Raw genomic sequence first — 19,092 nt, 5'->3', positions numbered from 1 at the left:
TATGGCATTATTCTCAAAACAAAATAAAGACGTACTCGGCAAGCCTCTCAACTTGGACAACCCCATTCTCGTCCAAGTATTGGGTATATGCTCGGCGCTGGCTGTCACCTCGCAATTGAAGCCCGCCATCGTGATGGGTCTCGCCGTGACGGTCATCACGGCATTCTCTAACGTGATCATCTCCATTATCAGAAAAACCATCCCCATGCGCATACGCATCATCGTACAATTGGTGGTCGTAGCCGCGCTCGTGACCATTGTGAGCCAAATGCTCAAGGCTTTCGCATACGACGTGAGCGTGCAATTGTCGGTGTATGTGGGCCTGATCATCACCAACTGCATATTAATGGGGCGGTTGGAGGCTTTCGCCATGATGAACAAGCCATGGCCCAGCTTTCTTGATGGCATCGGTAACGGCTTGGGCTATGCCCTGATATTGGTGATCGTGGGCGCCGTGCGTGAGTTGCTGGGGCGCGGATCTCTGCTTGGTTTCCAAATTTTGCCAGAGAGCCTCTATAACATGGGCTACATGAACAATGGCATGATGACCATGCCGGCGATGGCTCTTATATTGGTGGGATGCGTCATTTGGGCGCACAGGGCTTACTTTTATAAAGAAGAGGAAAATAAATAACTATGGAACATCTCATTAATTTATTCTTCAGGTCCATCTTTGTGGACAATATGATATTCGCGTTTTTTCTTGGCATGTGCTCTTTCCTCGCCGTATCCAAGAACGTCAAGACATCTTTCGGATTGGGCTTGGCCGTTACTTTCGTGCTGGTGGTGACCGTGCCCGTGGACTATCTCTTACAGACCAAAGTGCTCGATCCTATGGGGCTCTCATATTTGAGTTTCATCCTTTTCATAGCCGTCATAGCCGGTATAGTGCAAATCGTGGAGATGGTGGTGGAACGATATTCGCCAGCACTCTACAACTCATTGGGAATATTCCTGCCGCTAATCGCCGTGAACTGCGCCGTTATGGGTGCCTCACTGTTCATGCAGCAGCGCATTAACATGGACCCGGCCAACTCGCAATACATAGGCTCCGTATGGGACGCCATAATCTATGCACTTGGCTCCGGTCTGGGCTGGTTGTTGGCTATCGTGCTGATGGGAGCCATCAGAGAGAAAATGGAATACAGCGACGTACCTAAACCATTGAGGGGATTGGGTATCACATTTATTACGGTGGGACTCATGGCTATGGCCATGATGTGCTTCTCGGGACTCAAAATTTAGTTTTAAGACATGAACACGAGCTTTATATTAGGTAGCGTGGGAGTTTTCTTGGTGGTGATACTCCTGCTTGTCATTATTCTGCTGATAGCCAAGAAATATCTTAGTCCAAGCGGAAAGGTGACCATTACCATCAACGACGACAAGGTTTTGGAGGTGCCACAAGGTGACAGCGTGATGACAACTCTCAACGCCAACGGCATATTCCTGCCATCAGCATGTGGCGGCAAGGCCAGTTGCGGACAATGCAAATGCCAAATATTGGAGGGTGGCGGCGAAATTCTCGACTCAGAAAAGCCTCACTTCACACGCAAGCAAATCAAACAAAACTGGCGTTTGGGATGCCAAGCCAAGGTGAAAGGCAACTTGAAAATAAAGATAGACGAGGCCATTCTCGGTGCCAAGGAATGGGAGTGCGAGGTCATTTCAAACAAAAACGTGTCTTCGTTCATCAAAGAATTTAAAGTGGCGCTGCCCCCCGGAGAGCACATGGACTTCATCCCGGGGTCTTACGCACAAATCAAAATTCCGGCTTACGACTGCATAGACTATGACAAGGACTTCGACAAAGACCTTATTGGCGAGGACTATATAGGGGCTTGGAAGAAATTTAACCTGCTCTCATTAAAAGCGTCTAATCCTGAACCTACCGTGCGCGCCTACTCCATGGCCAACTATCCAGCCGAGGGAGACATCATAACGCTGACCGTTAGAATAGCGTCAACACCGTTCTTGCCACGTCCGCAGATAGGTTTTCAAAATGTACCCACGGGCATTGGTTCGTCTTATATCTTCAGTCTGAAACCGGGCGACAAAGTGATGATGAGCGGTCCGTTTGGTGATTTCCACCCTCATTTCAACTCCAAGAGAGAGATGATATGGATTGGCGGTGGCGCGGGCATGGCGCCATTGCGCTCGCAAATCATGCACATGACCAAGACTTTGCACACCACGGATAGGGAGATGCACTTCTTCTATGGCGCACGTGCCTTGGTGGAGGCATTCTTCTTGGAAGATTTCTGGGAGCTGGAAAAGGAGTTCCCCAATTTCCATTTCCACCTGTCGCTTGACCGTCCAGACCCGAAAGCTGACGAGGCTGGCGTGAAATATTACGCCGGATTTGCCGTGAACTGTGTGCGCGACACCTATTTGAAAGACCATGAGGCTCCCGAAGACTGTGAGTATTACCTCTGCGGGCCACCCATGCTCATCAAGACGGTGACCACTTACTTAGACTCTTTAGGCGTGGAAAAAGAGAGTATCATGTTTGACGACTTCGGATAAACAAAATACAATACCCACATTTATCATGAAACAAGCCCGACCCGCAGCCTCTATGGCGCACGGTCGGGCTTGTTTCATAAGATTGTGACAAATGTGCAAGCATGGGGTATCACCATGCGTGGGTTGTTGACAGGACAATTAAAGTAACTTCTTTTATGTGCATTCATTTCACGACAAGCCATCTCCCAAACCATTTAAATGACAAAAATATAGTGACAGGGAAATGGCGCCCTGCCATATAGGGATAACGAAAAGCTCCTGAAATATCTCATGTCAAGAGGAGTTTCAGGAGCTTCAAATATGTCATAGACTTTCATCGGCTGGTCTCTCAAGCTCGCGCTTTACCTTGGGCATGCGCTTCTTGTTTCTTAACCACGCAGCCTTGCGCATCTCGTAGTCTTGCCGATGCCTCTCAAGAAAATTGTCTGCCATCACTTTATCCTGCTATAAATGACATCAACCTTGATCGGGCTGTTATGGCTTGTTCCCTTGACCAATCTCGTACTGGTTAACGACATGTCGTTGCTCACCTTGGTAATAACGGTTTGTGGCTTATTGTTATAGGCCGACGTGGTGGTCGTGGTGGACAATGAAATAGGCACGAGCGCGACCTTGTTCCAATTGGCCGACCTATCCTTGGAATGATACATCGCCGAGATTAGGCCAGCAATGTTATGGAACGTGTAACTATTGTTGGCAGAAGCTCCACCTCCCACGTTCTTATACGATGCTATATAGGTGACCTTATTATCGTGCAACGTATTTTTCTCGAAAAACGAGCGCAGGGCATTGACAGGCACCATCAGCACGTTTTGGGGTATAGCGAAATCGTATTTTGATCCAAACTTGTTATTCATACGCGATACAATAACCTTGGCAGAAACGATGGAATCTTGCTCATGGCCTTTCATAATCTCCTCAACAGGAAGCGTAAGTTCCGTGAAAACGCCTGAGGGCGATTTGAGATACGTGCAACTTGGGTCTGCGACCAATTCGTCGATGGTGGCCTTGTCGTTTGTGATCGTTGTCGATTGCAGCACCTCCTCGGTACCCCAAAATATCGTCACACGGTTGTAGACAGTATCCTTATAGTGCGTAACAGTGTTGCCATTCGTTTTTACAACGTATGGCTTTTTTATCATATACTTATAGTAAATATTGAGTTGAGACGACGTGATCGTAGCCATATTGCCCAATCCACTCTTCATCTTGAAGAAGAAACCGGGAACCACATGGTTCCTGAAAGTGTAGGAGTTTTTGAAATATTCGGGGTGATCGTAATAGCTTTGCAGCACATAAGAGCCATAGTTGTTAAACCTCTTGCCATCCTTGGATGTGTAAGCCCCATTGAGCGACACGGTGATAAAGGGCAGGTATGCGTTAGAGTCGCGTTTGGATTGGGGAATATTGTAGTCGGTTAAATTGTACACTTTATCCTGCCGAATACCGTCCTTTCGAACAAATCCCTCTTTTATCGGGTCGAAATTACTATAGTAAAGTCGGTTCTCATTCATCGTTTGTCCCATCTCATAGGCCGTGAGCTTCATGCTTTGTCTCTTGTCGCCATAGTAATTGTTGTATATCAGCCTAATCTCACACGAGTCTACCTTGATAGTTCCTTTTTTCCCCAGCACCTCTTTGCCGTTGGCATCATAGGTGATAAGACTGTCTATCGGAGGTATCGCGTTGTTGTTGATATAATTGAATTGCGTCATGAAGTCGCCCGTGATATAGGCCCCAGTTTCTGGATCGCGAACCTTGCCCAAATATCCCGTTACGTTCCGGGAAAGAACAGAGTCTGTCTTTACCGAGTTACTTGCAATATCAAACGATGCCGTCTCTATCGAAACGCCCTTGTTTCCCTCTATCAAAGAAGAACCGATACTGTCCGTAGAATCATCGCAAGCTGTGAAAAAAGCACACACAAGCGCAATTCCCGCTATAAACTTCGTGTTCATGTATATGAAGTGTATTGAATTGTTATACTTATAAATAAGGTATAAAGGCTATCTTACAAGAGTTTATCGTAGAATGCATTGTAGGCCGACGCGTAGTCTTCTCCGGGATAATCCAAGAATGGCAGTTTCTTTTCCTTGGCATAATTCATAAGATTGAGATTTACGTCTTGGCCAGCCTCTATGACGGCGTCACTGTAATCGATCGCCATTTTGCCCAATTCCATGAAATCAAATTTTTCTGAATAAGGTTCAAGCAGGTCTAATTTAACATCCCTAAATTCCACACAGCGTTTGAAATTATCGCCCAATGAGGTTTTAAGCTGATTGTGAAAGAGCGAGGTGACCACCTTGGTGTTTGCAAAAGAAGGGTCTTCATGGTATGCCTTTTTGATATAAAGTGGCACCACGGCGGCCATCCAGCCTTGGCATTGGACGATGTCTGGCGTCCACCTCAACTTCTTGACAGTTTCCAGCACACCACGCGCGAAGAAAATGGCGCGCTCCCCATTGTCGGGATATTCGGCACCGGACTCGTCCTCTGTCATGGCTTGACGCTTGATGAAATAATCTTCATTGTCAATAAAATATACTTGAAGTCGAGAAACAGGAATACTTGCCACTTTGATGATCAATGGGTGATCGGTGTCATCAATGATAAGATTCATGCCAGAAAGCCGGATTACTTCGTGCAGTTGTCCGCGACGCTCATTAATCGATCCCCATTTGGGCATGAACGTACGAATTTCCAATCCCTTTTCTTGCATTTTCTCAGGCAGCTCCTTTCCCATTATCGACAATTCAGACTCTGGAACGTATGGAGTGATCTCCTGATTGATGAACAAAACCCTTTTTTTAGTCATTTGTGTATTTATCCTAAGTTAATATACTGTTTGCAAAGGTACGAAATATAATTGAAGATACACTTGATTTTGCATGATTTCACACTAAACCGAGTGTTTTACTCTTCTTTACAACGCCGAAAAAAGGCTTGGGCGCCAGGTCTTGCAAAATATGTCAAGACCTTCTGCCCAAGCCTTTTCTTGGTTTCTACAATAGCTTCGAAAATTGTCAGCTACGTGATTATTCCACAACGACAAGCGCGTCGTCTTCCATCACGCTCTGCCCCACTTTCACACAAATGGCGGTGACCTTGCCGTCTTTTTCCGATTCGATGTTATTTGCCATCTTCATGGCCTCAAGCACCAGCAGCGCGTCGCCCGCGTGAACCTCATCGCCCACTTTAACGTTGATGGCGGTTATGGTGCCTGGCAAAGGCGCTTTCACGGCGTTGGCAGTGTCAACATTTGCCGTAGAGCTGGTGTCGGCGTCCGCATTGGACTCTTCCGCTACGGGTTTGCCCAATTCCACCTTTTTCTTTTCGGGCTCAGCGGGTTTTTCAATTCCCACCTCATAAGCCTCGCCATTGACCGTTACATTGGCCAAGCAGGTCTCTTCGTTAATGTCACCAATCTCGACCGTGTATTCCTTTCCGTCGATAGTATATTTAAATGCTTTCATATTCTTTTATGGTTTTGAGGTGAATGATAGAAATTTGGCGTTCCACATCGTCTGCTTTGGCTTGATGGTAATGACACCGGGCTCTCTGTCATGCACATTGTTTCCCTGATACTCATAGAGTGCCATGGCTATGGCAGCATAGATATTTTTATCCATAATCATTATTTCTTTATGATAGTGTTCCCACGTTCCTTACATAGGCATGCAACCATGCTTCTTGTTAGGCAGGCTCTGTCGCTTGTTGGCCAACTGCGCCAAAGCGCGGCAGATACGGAAACGTGTGTTGCGAGGCTCTATCACGTCGTCTATATAGCCAAACTGAGCCGCTTGGTACGGATTGGCAAAAGTCTCCGTGTATTCGTCCTCTTTTTCCGCAAGAAAAGCTTTCACGTCACCACCTTCTTCCTTAATTTTCTTGGCTTCCTTGCCATTCAGCACCGCCACGGCGCCAGAAGCACCCATCACGGCAATTTCAGCCGTTGGCCAAGCGAAATTCAAGTCGGCGCGGAGTTGCTTACACCCCATCACTATGTGCGAGCCACCATAGCTCTTGCGCAAGTTGATGGTGATCTTGGGAACAGTGGCCTCACCGTAAGCGAAAAGCAATTGGGCGCCGTGAAGGATCACGGCGTTGTATTCCTGTCCCGTCCCAGGCAAGAAACCGGGCACGTCAACAAGGCTCACGATGGGGATGTTAAAGGCATCGCAAAAACGCACGAAGCGAGCGCCTTTCCTACTTGCGTTCACGTCAAGCACACCCGCGTAAGCCGAAGGCTGGTTAGCCACGATACCCACACTTTGGCCATTAAAACGAGCAAAGCCAATAATGATATTCTTGGCGAACTTGGGCTGAACCTCAAAAAACTCACCATTGTCTGTCAATGCCGTTATCACCTTGTACATATCATATGCCTTGTTGGGGTCGTCAGGCAAAATATCGTTGAGCAAGTCTTCCTTGCGGTCTATGGGATCGGTGCACTCTACACGCGGAGCCTCTTCCATGTTGTTGGACGGAATATAGCTCAACAGCATCTTGAGCATTTCCATGGCCTCCTCCTCGGTCTTGGCCGTGAAGCTCGTCACACCACTCTTGGTGGCGTGCACGCTGGCACCGCCGAGGTGCTCGGAGTCTATTTCTTCGCCCGTTACGGTTTTCACCACTTTCGGGCCAGTGAGAAACATGTAGCTGGTACCCTCCAACATCATGACAAAATCGGTGAGCGCAGGTGAGTAAACCGCACCGCCGGCACAAGGACCAAGGATGGCGCTAATCTGCGGAATGACACCCGAGGCTAATATATTGCGCTCAAATATCTCGCCATATCCAGCCAAAGCGGATATTCCCTCTTGGATTCGAGCTCCTCCGGAGTCGTTCATACAGATCATGGGCGCACCGTTTTGCATAGCCATGTCCATCACCTTGCAAATTTTCTGCGCCATCGTCTCAGACAGCGAGCCGCCATTGACCGTAAAGTCTTGCGCATACAGATAAACCAACCGACCATCAATGGTGGCAGAACCGGTCACGACACCATCGCCGAGAAACTGCTTCTTTTCCATGCCAAAGTTGTGACAGCGATGAAGTTTGAACATGTCATACTCCTCAAAACTTCCTTTATCCACGAGCATCTCAATGCGTTCGCGGGCTGTATATTTGCCACGTGCATGCTGTTTCTCGATGGCTTTCTCGCCACCACCGAGACGAGCTTTCTCGCGTTTGGCTACAAGCTCTTTAATTTTTTCAGTTTGCTTACTCATAATATGTCTTGTTGTTGCTTTAATTACAGATAGATTGCAAAAGTACGAATAAAATTCGACATACCTTGTTTTGTGATTTAAAATAATGTTATTACACGCCATACCACGTCATCCACCCAATCTCAATTTACATTTTTTAAGCAGTCCACGAATGACCATGGCGGGCTTTACAGACAACGTTTCTTGCCATGCCAACAGCCACACATCGGCGCTCTTATTTAAAAAACGTGAGGTAGATGTATGCCATGACAGCCACGACCAGTAAGATAATAATCGCGCGTACAAGACAGCTCGATATTTTCTTAATGATGATGAGCCCCACCACGATGGCCACCAAGACAAACACGTAATATGAGAAATTAGAATTGATAAGGCTAAAAATTATTATTTGAACAATTGCTTGAACACTTGTGGTATCTTTGTTTCAAACTCCATGGGCTTGTGCGTCACGGGATGATAGAAGCATAACACATAGGCATGCAGGCACAACCGTTTGACAGGGTCGTCACCATTGCCATATTTTATATCGCCACACACCGGATGTCCCATGTCTGCTGCATGGACGCGTATTTGGTTTTTCCGGCCTGTTTCCAACTTGAACTCCACAAGCGAGTGCCATGGAGAACGGTCGAGCGTGTAAAAATGGGTTACGGCATATTTGCCACCGTTATCCACATCACTACTGTAGGTGACGTAGGCACGGTTGTCTTTCAACCAGTTGGCAATGGTGCCTTGATCGTCTTCCATCACTCCAGACAACACCGCCACGTAGCGACGGTCATACACGTTGTTGTGCCAGTCGGACTCAAGCGTCAACGCGGTGCGCTTGTCTTTGGCATAAATCATCAGTCCGCTGGTGTCTCGGTCAAGGCGATGCACCACATGCGCCCGACAATGCTGCTTGGTATGGTCAAAATACTCATCAAGCACGCTTTTCACATTCAGCGTGCCATGGCCAGCCGCCATAGACAGTATGCCGACATTTTTTTCAACCACCACCAAGTAATCGTCCTCGTACACCATCTTCACATAGCGACTTTTCAACGTCAAATTACGCTTGGTCTTGCTCACGCTCACTTTCATGCCCGGCGCCAAGGGATAGTCAAACTGGGTCACTACCTTTCTGTTCACCTTTACACCTTGCCCTTGCAACGTGGCCTTAACTTTTGAACGACTCTCGCCCAAGTGTGCCAGCAGCCAGTCTAACAGTGGCGCTTCTTCTTCCACCGTGTAATAGTCAAAACGCCCCTGCGACTCTATTGCCGTTTGTCGCGTGTTGCTTTTCTGTTTTTTGCTCATACCGTTACGTTTCCCTTCTATTCCTTACGTTTCCAGATGGACACTATCTTGCGACGTATGGCCACCATGTTGAACACGCTTACCACGCCAAAAAGCGACAACCCCAACAACATCGCGGACATCAAGGAGCCTCCGTCGGCATCAGGGAAGAGCGTGCCAATGATGCCCATATAGTAATGGCGCGCCACTATCACCACCACCCACGCCAACAGAAGCACCGACACATTTAGCAAAATGGTCAGCCATTGATAAGGTTTTGCCACCCTTATGGGACTATAACCTATTAACAAAAGATTCTCCAATTTGGTTGTATTCTTCTGCACAAGCAAGTATATACTCAACATGAGTATATAGAAACTGAGTGTCGATATAACAAGCCCCACGACCATCACCGTGGCCATCATCAATCGCAATAGGTAGGTGGTTTTCTCAGCTTCGAGCTGTCCATTTTCCACCTCGTAGCCCTTTCGGTCTATATATTTGGTCACCTTTTCCGATCCAGCGTCCACCGCATCCACCACCACGCGAGTGGTTTCGGTTTGCTGTCCGGGCGCAAATCGGGCGTTGCTCCAATCCATAAAGGATTGCGGCACGAGTATGGCGCTAAGCCTGTTGGAAAAACCGATGACTCGTCCCTTGAACATCTCCTTGCGCCCATTGCCTCGCACGAAAATCCTCAAGTCTATCATACCCACGAGGCCATCGCTTATTTTAGGCAGTCTCCGGCTTTGCGCGAACCCGAAATTATACATGGCGATATAGCTTCGAGGCAATATAATGGGCACCTCCCGATCACCAGCGCTGAAATGCCAATCTTTAGAGGCCGCGTCAACAAACGCATCTGGTATGCTCTCCAAGAACAATTCGGTATTCAGCACCTCGGTTCCAGCCACGCCCATTCGTCCGTCCACCTTGTAAGCCGATGTCGTGAAGCGTCCCATTCTCTTGACAAACGGCTGTCGCTGCAGCTCTTCCATCTCGCTGTTGTCAAATGCATTGCTACGCCCAGAGATGGTGCTGCCGGTACCGACGGCCTTGCTCAAGATGAGATAATCAGTTTTCATAAATGAGTCGGCACCCGTCAATACAGGCACGACATCGAAGTAAATCTGGCAACCTAACAGCACGATGCACATGCCCACAAGGTTGGCTACGGCAAATCCTACAAACTGAGGCACGCTAATGTGCTGCCTCAACAATTTCCAAACCAAACTCATAGCTCGAATGTTTTATCGTAGTTCAAAGGCAAATTGCGGCCAATGCTCGTCACGATGACACCGGCACCCTGCGCTGTGGTCTCCTCCATCATGATGTCGGCCATTATCTTTGCGTTGTCATCATCAAGGTGGGAGATAGGCTCATCAGCCAGAATGAAGTCAAATGGCTGCACCAACGTCCGCATGAAAGCTACCCGCTGCTGCTGCCCGAACGACATGAGCCCTACCTTGACATCCATTTTGTCGGCTATGCCCATGCGCTCAAACCATGTGGCGATTTGTATGGTTGTCTTGAAATGGGTCAACGCATTCTTGATCAGCACGTTTTCCATAGCAGTCAACTCGGGAAAAAGGCGCAACTCCTGAAAAAGCATGCTCACGTGTTTTTGGCGCAAATCCACCCACTCGCCCACTCTCAACGTTTGGGCGTCTCGGCCATCAAAAGCCAAATGCCCACTATAGTCACGGCGATAGCCCAGTATATAACTACAAAAAGTGCTTTTCCCTTTCCCAGAGTTGGCTTCTATAAGGTATCTGGCTCCTTTCTCAAACTTAATGTCGCTCTGCCACACCTGCGAGCGCAAATCTGTGCGTCGAGCGAAAACATCGGGCAGTACCGATGACAAACTGATCGTGTTCATTGTTCTATTTCAAAGTGTAAACGATGGTGTTGACCGTTCCAAACATGGGTTTGAGCATAGCCTTCACCGCCTCGGCCTTGTCGGCGTGCAGTGCGTTAAAATTGACAATCAGCACCATCTTCTCACCTTTTATCTTATCTCTCAACGTTTTGTCGATAGGGTTTGCCGATGGTTTCACGCTGGCCAAGGCTGCCGCCTTGTTAGCGCCACTCATGTATTGCCAATCATCGGTCACCCCAAAATAGTAGGATGTGTGGCCACCTATATAATAATAGCAGTCGCGCCCCCAGTCTCCGATATGTCCACCGGCCGGCACGCTACGTTTCCAATAATCCACATCGGCCAACCAATCAGCGTGTTTGAGCTTGGCCGCCATCGTCATACTGAAATCATTGGTTCCCGCCACGGGGGTTATCAAGGCCATGTCTCCATCCACGCTCTTGATGATATTGTCCATGTCTATAGCCGTATTGATACCCGAGAGCATAGCCTTCAAGCCACTGTTGTGCCGCATGAGCTGTATAAAACGCGAGCCGTCCACGTTAACAAACAGGCCATATGCGGCACTGTCAGCCATTGTGGCGGCATAGCGTCCCTCTATTGGACGGTACACCTCTGCGGCCTTCTTAAGCGCTTGGTTTATCTTTGGGATAAAAGAAAACGTCTCGCCGTCTATCATCAAGCTTCCCTTCTCCACCCTCATCTCGGCGGCAATCATCACTTGCGAATCGTCTGCGTCGCGTGGCGCGCCCAAAGTGAATGGTGTCACCAACTGCTCGGGCAATGCGTCGGCACTGCACACCAAGGACATCGGTGCCTTGATAGAGTCTAATTTGGCAAACATCGGCGTGCCCACGATACCGGTTTCCTCGTCCGCCGACAAATACCTTGACATCATGGTCGTCAACTTATCCTCTTCGGCGGGCAACGCCGGACCCATGAGCAGCAACGCCTTGTCAGACCTGCCGGCTATCCAATGGCTCGGCAGTGCCGTGAAGTCGAAATCTTTTTTGCGAGCTAACGCTTGACCTATCTTGCCGAGCGTCGTGTCCAAACGGTCTCGGTTTGTCACCTTGGCGCACAATCCCAAATTGCCTTGTGCATCCTCAAAGAAGTACACCCGCGCCGAGAGGTCTATCCCGGTCTTGTCCAAATCAGACACATGCAGCAATGTCTTCAACACGAGCTGGTTGCCCGTACCACTCACTTTCACTGGGTCTATTCCCATGATAAGTTTACTCTCGGCTGGCACAGCGTTAAGATAATCGGTGTCCGAGCACGATGCGAGCGCCGTCATGAGCAGCGCCATCAAACCATAAAATATTTTTTTCATCACAATCTTTTTGATAGTTGAGCCATCGTCACCGCCATCAGTCCGGCCGTCTCGGTGCGCAACCTGCTATTGCCAAGCGTCACACTCTCATAGCCGTGGGCCATGGCCAGCCTCACCTCGTCCAAAGAAAAATCGCCCTCTGGTCCCACGAGCACCGTCACCTCGTCATGCGGTGGCATAGCGCGCAACGTGTCATAGAGATCCACCTTGGGCACCTCCTCATAGCAATGGCAGATAAATTTGCGACCGGCGCGTGGGGTCTGCACAAAATGTGCAAACGGCGTGAGACTCGTCAATGTGGGTTTCCACCCTTGCCTGCTCTGCTTAGTAGCGGCTATCACAATCCTGTCAAGCCGATCAACGCGAGCGGTCTTGCGCTCCGAGAAACGGCAGAGCAGCAACGTAGCCTCGTCAAAACCGATCTCAGTGGCTTTCTCCAAAAGCCATTCCATGCGCTCCATCATCTTGGTGGGGGCTATGGCCAAATGTATACGTCCTTGCCATCTTTTCTGTTGCGGCAGCGCGCGCGCAATGCGATAGAAGCAATGCTTGGCAGAGGCGAGTGTCAGCTCCGCGTCATAAAAGGTGCCCTGTCCATCCATCAGGTATAGTTCGTCGCCTGCCTGCAACCGCAACACACGCACGGCATGCTTGGCTTCCTCCTCGGGCAACTCGTCACTGCTTGCCGCTTGGGGCACATAAAAAAACCGCGTTTCTTTCATTCCTTGCCATTTTGGGGCTCGACGCTGCCAACATCACCGCGTGATACCTTCTTGCGCCGGTTCATTTCGTCTCTGAGATCCGACGCCATCTCATAGTTCTCGTTCTTAATGGCCTTGTCCAACGCACTTTGCAACATCTCGTCGCTTATGGTATTTACGGGTAGCGACACACCGCTCGCGCCATCGTCGTAGACGGTACTTTGGCGCATAAACAGTTCCTCCGCCATCATCACGGGTATGTCACCACGTGTCACAAACGACAATAACACACCATCAGCAGCCATGATGGGCACCTCATCGAGTGTATCTTCATTGCTCAACACGGCCTGATATTTGCCCTTACGCAGGCGATCTATGTGTACTTCCAAACGCAATTCGGTCTGCCATTGCACCACGTTGGTCAACACCTCGGGCAACAGCTTGTCCACCGTGGGCGTGCGCTTTATACGCATGGCAAACGCTTGCAACGTACGCTCGTCGCACGGCAAGACCACCTGTCGCATCTCGGCAGAGTCGGTAAGTACCAACAATCCTATGTTTTTGGCGCCTACTATCTCCGAGACGCTCTTGAATATGAGTCTTACTCTTTTTATCATCAAATATTTCCTTCGTTTATTTTGAGAGATAAGGGGGGCAAGAAACGTGCGCAAGAGTGATGGGGCATTCGCGCGGTCACATATCATTTTTGTTGCCATATCGCTCAGACCCATGCGACTCTTATTTCTATTTTTGTGCGTTCACGCTACTTTTAGGTCTGAAAATGATGGCAAAAGCAACGCCCACCACCAAAGCATACGCCGCGAAGGTGTACCAACAGGTTTGCCACGCCGTCACGCCGTCCACAGTGTTGGCGTTAACCACGGCTTGCGCGGCAAACGAACCGATGGTGGCTCCCAACCCATTGGTCATTAGCATGAACAGACCTTGGGCCGACGAGCGCAGATGTGGGTCAGTGGAACGGTCCACGAATAGCGAGCCAGAAATATTGAAAAAGTCGAAAGCTACACCGTATATTATCATCGATGCCACAAACATCCATACGCCCGACCCGGGATTGCCGGCGCCCAGCAACCCAAAACGCAGCACCCATGCGAACATGGCGATAAGCATGACATTCTTGATGCCATAACGTTTCATAAAGAAAGGTATCATCAAGATGCAAAGCGTCTCGCTCACTTGTGATATGGAATAGAGTATCACCGAGTGCTTCACGCCAAAGGTTTCGGCATATTCAGGTATCTTTGCAAAACTCTCTATGAACGGTGTGGCAAAGCCATTGGTGATTTGCAAGCTCACACCCAAGAGCATGGAAAAGATGAAAAAGATAGCCATGTGCCGGTCTTTGAACAGGCTGAACGCACGCAATCCCAAAGCATCGACCACGGATTTGCGCTCGTCATCACACGACACGGGACAGGCTGGCAGCGTGAACGAGTACAAGAAGAGCACCACGCTCAACACACCGCTCGTGACAAATTGCAGTTCATTGGTCTTGAAACCCATGATATCGACAAACCACATCGTGCAGATGAAACCCACGGTGCCAAGCACCCGAATGGGCGGAAAATCCTTCACGGTGTCAAGCCCGGCTCGAGTCAGGGCGTTATAGGCCACCGAGTTGGTCAGGGCAAGCGTTGGCATGTAGAACGCCACACTCAAGGAGTAAAGTCCAAACAGCGTGCCGAACTGTGCCTCTTGGCCCTGCGCATGGCCGTACCAAGCCGTCATGAGCATGAACGCACCGGCCAAGAGGTGACAATAGCCCAACAGTCGTTGGGCTGGCACCCATCGGTCGGCAATGATACCCATCAAAGCAGGCATAAAGATAGACACGATACCTTGCATGGCAAAAAATGCTCCGATATGCGAAGCCATGCCGATATTGCTCAGATAGATGCCCATGCACGTGAGATAGGCACCCCAAACGGCAAACTCCAAAAAGTTCATCAGCGCCAAGCGCACTTTCAAATTCATATCAATTCGATTTTATGACGGGAAGCTCCCTACAGGCATCCCTCTCCTTGTTTTTTCAATTGCAAAGATAATACTTTTCTCCATAAAAAAACATTTTTGTACATTTTTACGACAGAAATATAAGTGGCTCTCTTATTTCAAGGTATAATAACACCACATTCCCAAGCAATCTTATCTGCTGTTGGCCTATTAGCTGTTATCGTGATATGACAATGGGGATTGTGAGGGAAAAACTTTTTAAAGATAGGCTCTATATGGCTGTCTTATCAGCTTTTCATTTTTTTGAGGAAATATGTAAATAAGCAAAGGAGCGTGGTTCATTACGCGACCAATCGCTTTTACACTTTGATTTAAAAAATACATACCACATTTCATGCCACCACCATCTGTTTTTCCCAATGCCAATAAAAAAAAATGTAATATTATCAACTTCACACGAGTTATATCGACAATGTTTGGTATTTTTGCATTAATATTATCAAATATACAGACAGACAAAACAGACTAACGGCAGGCCTTTATTATGGATAAGGCAGGCGCAACAACAATGCGATATGAGTGAAATAAAAGCAAAACCTATCGTGGGAGTGGCAGAGCTACTGCCCGAGATGAAATCGTGGATGTGCCATATCCATGCCAACCCAGAGGTGTCCACCCAAGAGCGTAACACCGCTAAATACATAGCGACGCTACTCAGAGAATGGGGATACGAGGTCTGCGAACATGTAGGCAAGAACGACATAGAGGGATTGGTGGCTACCATGCGCCACGGAGATGGCAAAAAAAGCATTGGCATCAGGGCAGACATGGACGCCCTACCAATGACCGAGACAAACGACTTGCCATACAAGAGCAAGCACGACCACGTGTCGCACCTGTGCGGGCACGACGGCCATTCTGCCATGGCCTTAGGCGCCGCCAAATACCTTGCCAAGACCAAGAAGTTCAATGGAACGGTACGTTTCATATTCCAGCCGGCCGAAGAGACCATGCAGGGTGGCCCATCAATGATTGCCGACGGTCTTTTTGAGCGCTTCGACGTGGATCGGGTATACGCCATGCACAACATACCGGGATTGCCAAAGGGAGTGTTTCACTTCCATGAGGGCGAGACTATGTCAGCCGTGGACAATTGGGAGATACGACTTACGGGCAAGGGTGGGCACGGCTCCATGCCCGAGCTGACCATAGACCCCGTGGTGGCTGGCGCGTCACTGGTGATGGCCCTGCAGACCATCGTGTCGCGCAACCTGTCACCTTGGCAAAACAGCGTGGTGACAATCGGCTCATTTCAAGCCGGAAACTCGGGCAATGTCATACCCAACGAGGCCATGCTCAAGCTCTCCATGCGCAACATGCAGACAGATGCACGCAAGGCAGCGTTGCGGCGCATAAGAGAGATTACGGCCGCCCAAGCCGAATGCTTCGGGTGCGAGTACGACATCAAGGAGGGACAACCGGGCGCCGTGTTGGTGAACACACGAGAAGAAACCCAGTTCGCCGCCAACGTGGCCCGCCAACGATTTGGCGAAGACAGCGTGGTGTACCCATGCAAACCCATGATGAGCAGCGAAGACTTCGCATTCATGTTACAGCACAAACCGGGCAGCTACGTGATGATTGGCAACGGAGACACGCCTATGGTGCACAATCCGGCATATATCTTCGACCAAGACATCCTGGCTGTGGGAGCATCGCTCTGGGTGGCACTCTGTGAGGAATACTTGAAATAACAACTTTAACTTATTCAAGACACAAACTACGATAACACTTGCCACCCTACAGCAACTCTTGTTTAATCATGAAGCAAGCTAAGTAGGACGAGCCTCATATAACACATAACTACACCTTATATAATATAAGGCTTCGTATCAAACGCCCAGACAAGCGTCATGCTTGTCTGGGCGTCTCGCTCGCGGAAAAACGACCTCGTACCAACAAGAAATGATTTTGCAACAAGAGAAAAATAAATATATGTTAATAAAGAAGATTTTATGGAGCATAAATTTCGTAAATCGACACATTTTATTACCTTTGCAACACATTTCATAAAAATGCTTCACTTTTGAAGCATTCTTCCCATTAAAACAAATTTTACCATACAAACATGTATAGCAAAGAGGAATTATTATCCAAAGGTATCTCTGCATTGGGAGATATTGCCGACAACCTTGGCATTAACTCAAATGATTATAATGATACCGACCAACTAATATACGCCATCCTTGACAAGCAGGCAGAAGACGAGAGCAAAAACCAAACATTGTTATCTGCCAAGCACAAGCGCATGCGTATAGGGCGTAGCGAGCCAGACCGCGTGTACTCGGTGAAAGGAAAGGATGGCGAAAACTTCGACACGAGAAACGGAAAAAACGGGAACACACAGTTGCAACTATTCAAAAACAATACTGTTACAACCACTTCAAAAACAGAGGAAAGCAATCCACAAAAGAAAATTTCAGAATTAGAAGCGCAATTGGCAGCCATGCCAAAACATCGTGGCCCAAAAACGAAACAAGAACGCAAACTCATCGAAGAAATTGAAGCCCTCAAGGCAAACGATGGCGAGGACAACACCCAAGACACCATCCAGAAAGAAACACAAAATCAAAAGACCGTGAAAAAAGACAACGTTGACGCCATCACAAACGACGAAGAGGCTGTCATCCCAGAAGCCTCGTTTGCCAAAAAAGGCGAGAATGAGGACAACAAGGCCAACGACGAACTGATCGCCAAGTTACAAGCAAAAATCAATTCGCGCAAGGACGACGACACAGACAGCGAGGAATCTGAAAAACCCGATGGTGTTTGGGCTGGAGATCCGGGCGATGGGTCAGACTTCTTGATTGTGACCGACCTGCCCATTGAAGACCAAGGCGAGGTGCCCAATTATGACATGTTCGACAATCCCATCAACTCTTCTGCGCAGCCAGCGACCCCGAGCTATCAGCCAAGCGGCAATACATCGAATGGCAACCAGCAAACATACGACTTCACGGATCTCATCAAAGGCATCGGAGTCTTGGAGATCATGCCAGACGGCTATGGCTTCTTACGCTCCAGCGACTATAACTATTTATCATCGCCCGACGACGTATACGTGGCTGCCCAGCAAATCAAGCACTTCAATTTGAAGACCGGCGACGTGGTGGAATGTCATGTAAGACCACCGCGCGAGGGCGAGAAATATTTTCCACTGACGGGTATTGATAAAATCAATGGGCGCACGCCGGCCGAAATTCGCGACCGCATACCGTTTGAGCACCTCACCCCGCTCTTCCCCGAAGAAAAGTTCACACTCTGCGGAGATCCCAAGACCACCAATCTATCCACACGCATTGTCGACCTCTTCTCACCCATAGGCAAAGGTCAACGCGCCTTGATCGTGGCCCAACCCAAGACCGGTAAGACCATATTGATGAAGAATATCGCCAACGCCATAGCCGCCAACCACCCTGAGGCCTACCTCATGATGCTGCTTATCGATGAGCGCCCGGAAGAGGTCACAGACATGGCGCGCACCGTCAATGCAGAAGTTATAGCCTCTACGTTCGACGAAGCGGCCGAGCGTCACGTCAAAATAGCCGGCATCGTATTGGAGAAAGCCAAGCGCATGGTAGAGTGCGGGCACGACGTGGTGATATTCCTCGACTCCATAACACGGCTCGCACGCGCCTACAACACGGTGTCGCCAGCCAGCGGCAAGGTGCTCACTGGTGGCGTCGACGCCAATGCTTTGCAGAAGCCCAAGCGCTTTTTTGGCGCTGCCCGAAACATTGAGGGAGGAGGTTCTCTCACCATTGTCGCCACTGCTCTCATAGACACCGGCAGCAAAATGGACGAAGTAATATTCGAAGAGTTTAAGGGTACGGGCAACATGGAGCTGCAATTGGATCGCTCTTTGAGCAACAAACGCATATTCCCATCTGTCAACCTCATAGCCTCGAGCACTCGTCGAGACGACCTTTTGCACGACAAGACCACCCTCGACCGCATGTGGATCTTGCGCAAGTACATCGCCGACATGAACCCATTGGAAGCCATGAACGCCATCCATGATCGCATGGAGAAGACACGAGACAACTCGGAGTTCCTCCTCTCCATGAATGGGTAGCCACCACCCACGTCGCTTAGCCAATAGTTCGA

General features: G+C 48.9%; 18 protein-coding genes. 5 read left to right on the top strand and 13 right to left on the bottom strand.

Features of this window, described 5'->3' with window-relative positions:
* Nucleotide 1 precedes the first annotated feature (1 nt).
* From C7379_RS07560 to nqrF, 3 genes are read left to right on the top strand one after another with little or no spacing between them, the layout of a single operon-like run.
* Complete coding sequence (locus C7379_RS07560; RefSeq protein ID WP_116616751.1) at nucleotides 2-634, top strand: NADH:ubiquinone reductase (Na(+)-transporting) subunit D; 633 nt, start codon at nucleotides 2-4, stop codon at nucleotides 632-634.
* Nucleotides 635-636: 2 nt separating this feature from the next.
* Nucleotides 637-1,245, top strand: a complete 609-nt coding sequence (nqrE, locus tag C7379_RS07555) for an NADH:ubiquinone reductase (Na(+)-transporting) subunit E (RefSeq protein WP_116616750.1) — start codon at nucleotides 637-639, stop codon at nucleotides 1,243-1,245.
* 9 nt (nucleotides 1,246-1,254) lie between these two features.
* Nucleotides 1,255-2,526, top strand: a complete 1,272-nt coding sequence (gene nqrF / locus C7379_RS07550) for an NADH:ubiquinone reductase (Na(+)-transporting) subunit F (protein WP_116616749.1) — start codon at nucleotides 1,255-1,257, stop codon at nucleotides 2,524-2,526.
* A gap of 303 nt (nucleotides 2,527-2,829) precedes the next feature.
* Here nqrF and C7379_RS07545 read toward each other — a convergent pair whose 3' ends face one another.
* The 13 genes from C7379_RS07545 to C7379_RS07490 all read right to left on the bottom strand — a co-directional run bounded on the left by C7379_RS07545 (nucleotide 2,830) and on the right by C7379_RS07490 (nucleotide 14,946).
* Nucleotides 2,830-2,958, bottom strand: coding sequence for a dehydrogenase (locus C7379_RS07545; RefSeq protein ID WP_116616748.1), 129 nt, complete (start codon nucleotides 2,956-2,958; stop codon nucleotides 2,830-2,832).
* The gene (locus C7379_RS07540; protein ID WP_116616747.1) at nucleotides 2,958-4,484 is read right to left on the bottom strand and encodes a DUF4270 domain-containing protein; all 1,527 of its coding nucleotides are present in this window, start codon (nucleotides 4,482-4,484) and stop codon (nucleotides 2,958-2,960) included. The genes C7379_RS07545 and C7379_RS07540 overlap by 1 nt, the downstream gene beginning before the upstream one ends.
* Nucleotides 4,485-4,537: 53 nt before the next feature.
* The gene (locus C7379_RS07535) at nucleotides 4,538-5,344 is read right to left on the bottom strand and encodes a glycogen/starch synthase (protein WP_116616746.1); all 807 of its coding nucleotides are present in this window, start codon (nucleotides 5,342-5,344) and stop codon (nucleotides 4,538-4,540) included.
* A gap of 220 nt (nucleotides 5,345-5,564) precedes the next feature.
* Nucleotides 5,565-6,002 carry a biotin/lipoyl-containing protein gene (locus C7379_RS07530; RefSeq protein WP_116616745.1) on the bottom strand — a complete coding sequence of 146 codons (438 nt, stop codon included), beginning with the start codon at nucleotides 6,000-6,002 and terminating at the stop codon, nucleotides 5,565-5,567.
* 6 nt (nucleotides 6,003-6,008) lie between these two features.
* Entirely contained in the window at nucleotides 6,009-6,158 is a 150-nt protein-coding gene (locus C7379_RS12735) for a hypothetical protein (RefSeq protein WP_165815045.1), read from the bottom strand.
* A 36-nt stretch (nucleotides 6,159-6,194) separates the two neighbouring features.
* Nucleotides 6,195-7,760 (bottom strand): acyl-CoA carboxylase subunit beta, encoded by a 1,566-nt coding sequence (locus C7379_RS07525; RefSeq protein WP_116616744.1) that lies wholly within the window; start codon nucleotides 7,758-7,760, stop codon nucleotides 6,195-6,197.
* A 384-nt stretch (nucleotides 7,761-8,144) separates the two neighbouring features.
* A complete protein-coding gene (locus tag C7379_RS07520) occupies nucleotides 8,145-9,059 on the bottom strand; it encodes an RluA family pseudouridine synthase (protein WP_116616743.1) in 915 nt (304 codons plus the stop codon).
* Between the two features lie 17 nt (nucleotides 9,060-9,076).
* Nucleotides 9,077-10,276 (bottom strand): ABC transporter permease, encoded by a 1,200-nt coding sequence (locus C7379_RS07515; protein WP_116616742.1) that lies wholly within the window; start codon nucleotides 10,274-10,276, stop codon nucleotides 9,077-9,079.
* Nucleotides 10,273-10,917, bottom strand: coding sequence for an ATP-binding cassette domain-containing protein (locus C7379_RS07510; RefSeq protein WP_116616741.1), 645 nt, complete (start codon nucleotides 10,915-10,917; stop codon nucleotides 10,273-10,275). Before C7379_RS07510 ends, C7379_RS07515 begins: the two co-directional genes overlap by 4 nt.
* A 4-nt stretch (nucleotides 10,918-10,921) precedes the next feature.
* Entirely contained in the window at nucleotides 10,922-12,250 is a 1,329-nt protein-coding gene (locus C7379_RS07505) for a DUF4836 family protein (protein WP_116616740.1), read from the bottom strand.
* Nucleotides 12,250-12,972 (bottom strand): 16S rRNA (uracil(1498)-N(3))-methyltransferase, encoded by a 723-nt coding sequence (locus C7379_RS07500; RefSeq protein WP_116616739.1) that lies wholly within the window; start codon nucleotides 12,970-12,972, stop codon nucleotides 12,250-12,252. Before C7379_RS07500 ends, C7379_RS07505 begins: the two co-directional genes overlap by 1 nt.
* The gene (locus C7379_RS07495) at nucleotides 12,969-13,568 is read right to left on the bottom strand and encodes a DUF151 domain-containing protein (RefSeq protein ID WP_207773410.1); all 600 of its coding nucleotides are present in this window, start codon (nucleotides 13,566-13,568) and stop codon (nucleotides 12,969-12,971) included. The genes C7379_RS07500 and C7379_RS07495 overlap by 4 nt, the downstream gene beginning before the upstream one ends.
* 127 nt (nucleotides 13,569-13,695) lie before the next feature.
* Nucleotides 13,696-14,946: an MFS transporter gene (locus tag C7379_RS07490; RefSeq protein WP_116616738.1), complete on the bottom strand. Its 1,251-nt coding sequence runs from the start codon at nucleotides 14,944-14,946 to the stop codon at nucleotides 13,696-13,698.
* A 554-nt stretch (nucleotides 14,947-15,500) separates the two neighbouring features.
* Here C7379_RS07490 and C7379_RS07485 point away from each other — a divergent pair.
* Complete coding sequence (locus tag C7379_RS07485) at nucleotides 15,501-16,679, top strand: M20 aminoacylase family protein (RefSeq protein WP_207773407.1); 1,179 nt, start codon at nucleotides 15,501-15,503, stop codon at nucleotides 16,677-16,679.
* Nucleotides 16,680-17,053: 374 nt separating this feature from the next.
* Complete coding sequence (rho, locus tag C7379_RS07480; protein ID WP_116616737.1) at nucleotides 17,054-19,060, top strand: transcription termination factor Rho; 2,007 nt, start codon at nucleotides 17,054-17,056, stop codon at nucleotides 19,058-19,060.
* Nucleotides 19,061-19,092: the final 32 nt, after the last annotated feature.

The organism is Hallella colorans (assembly GCF_003096815.1).
Lineage (GTDB): Bacteria > Bacteroidota > Bacteroidia > Bacteroidales > Bacteroidaceae > Prevotella > Prevotella colorans.
Note: the sequence above shows the minus strand (reverse complement) of the source record. Positions and strands in the feature narration are given on the sequence as shown.